2 protein-coding genes are annotated in these 1717 nt (G+C 58.9%); both read right to left on the bottom strand.

The genetic code is table 11. The features are described 5' to 3' along the window. The coding region (locus F6X37_RS35650) for a transposase DNA-binding-containing protein (protein WP_222945044.1) at nucleotides 1–108 on the bottom strand (108 nt) is incomplete at its 3' end. 281 nt (nucleotides 109–389) lie between these two features. Beyond that, nucleotides 390–1415 (bottom strand): IS110 family transposase, encoded by a 1026-nt coding sequence (locus F6X37_RS35645; protein ID WP_187614655.1) that lies wholly within the window; start codon nucleotides 1413–1415, stop codon nucleotides 390–392. Between the last annotated feature and the right edge of the window lie 302 nt (nucleotides 1416–1717).

The raw sequence follows: 1717 nt of genomic DNA, 5'->3' as shown, positions 1-1717 counted from the left end.
AAACCGCTTCAGCAATTCCTTCGCCCGACGGTCCCGCCGCGGGTCACCAAGATCCAATGTTTCAAATTCCTCGTCCACCCACGCTCCCGGCTCATTACGAATCTGCATTCGAAAAGTCGAGAGTAAATCTATGGTCACCCCCGTTTTTGCAACCCCGACGTTGATCGGTGATTGGTTTGCCTAAATCTATCCGGCGTCATGTTGAGGATCGCTCCTCGCGCCACGATGAGAATCGCGCCTGACAGCCCTGATAACGCGAGCAGCTTCAGGAGCTGGTTTACTCTCCAGGATGTCTGTCAGGCCGGTGTGCCGTTCACGTCATCACATATCAGCAGTCGCAAAACCAGATGAGTTGAGTTGGGTGAAACTCCAGGGAGTGGTGGAGGCGATCAGGCCGACATAACAGTCGGTCTGGCTTTGAAGGTCGTATTGCGGGTGGCGAGCGCCCAGGCGACTCGCGCCAGCTTGTTGGCAAGCGCACACGCCACGACATTCGGGTGCCGTCGCGTCAGCATTGAGCGCACCCAGTCGGCCATTGGGCCGCACTGTCTATCCAGCCGACGCATGACGGCCCGCGCACATTGGACGAGCAGCCATCGAAGATGTTTGTCGCCGCGCTTGCTGATACCGAGCAGGTTGGACTTGCCGCCGGTGCTGTATTGACGTGGCACCAGCCCGAGCGAGGCGGCGAAGTCCCGGCTGCATCCGTACTGCTTTCCGTCGCCCATCTCCGCTGTGAGCACGCTCGCCGTGACCGGACCGACGCCGGGAATCGTAAGTAGGCGCTGGCCGAGATCGTCGTCGGCGAGTTGTCGCGCCAGCTCCTCGTTAATCTCGTCAAGTTCCTCGTTGAGGTATTTGATGTGCGCGTGCAGCCGCTCCAGGACCGCGATCAGGCGCGGCGGGAGTAGATGCTCGGCCAACACGGTAGCCAGGCGCTTGATGGCAGCCTCGCCCTTTGGCAGGCTGACACCGAACTCAAGCAGAAGCCCGTGAATCTGGTTGGTCGCGCGCACCCGATCGTGCATGAGGGATTCGCGGACGCGGTGCAAAGCCGACAAGGTTTGCTGGGATTCGGTCTTCGGCGTGACGAACCGCATGGACGGGCGCGATGCCGCCTCGCAGATCGCCTCGGCATCAACGAAGTCGTTCTTGTTACCCTTGACGAAGGGCCGTACGAATTGCGGCGAGATGAGCTTGACCTGGTGCCCGAAGGTTGCGAGTTTGCGGGCCATGTGATGAGCGCCGGCGCAGGCTTCCATGACCACCGTGCAGGCCTGCAACGTGGCGAAGAACTCGACCAGTTGCTTGCGGCTTACCTTCTTGCGAAACACTGCCTTTCCGGCCTTGTTTTGGCCGTGAAGGTGAAATACGTGCTTACCCAGATCAATGCCGACCAGCGTGACGTCTTCCATGGCACACCTCCGCGAAGAAATTTCCTGCAGCGTACTCCGCTGCGAGGAGGGGGTGACCATCTCATTACGCGAAATTCAGGCCGTTAACAACCCCCATCACGCATGTTCATTGCTCAATGCGCTTTCGGACAAACGTCTCCTACTGCGCCACTTCTGTATAACGAGATGGCTTAAGGCATCGTCTTATACACAAGTCTGCCCTCCGCAACCGTAGGCCGGAACAAACCGTCGTCGAGCAATGAGATCGACCGGGGCTTGTAAACTTTCGGCGCGTCGCGTTTACTCTTGCTTTTTGCGTGAAC

Origin of the sequence: Paraburkholderia sp. 31.1, assembly GCF_014397645.1 — a bacterium.
Classification (GTDB): domain Bacteria; phylum Pseudomonadota; class Gammaproteobacteria; order Burkholderiales; family Burkholderiaceae; genus Paraburkholderia; species Paraburkholderia tuberum.
This window is presented reverse-complemented; position numbering and strand designations above follow the sequence as displayed.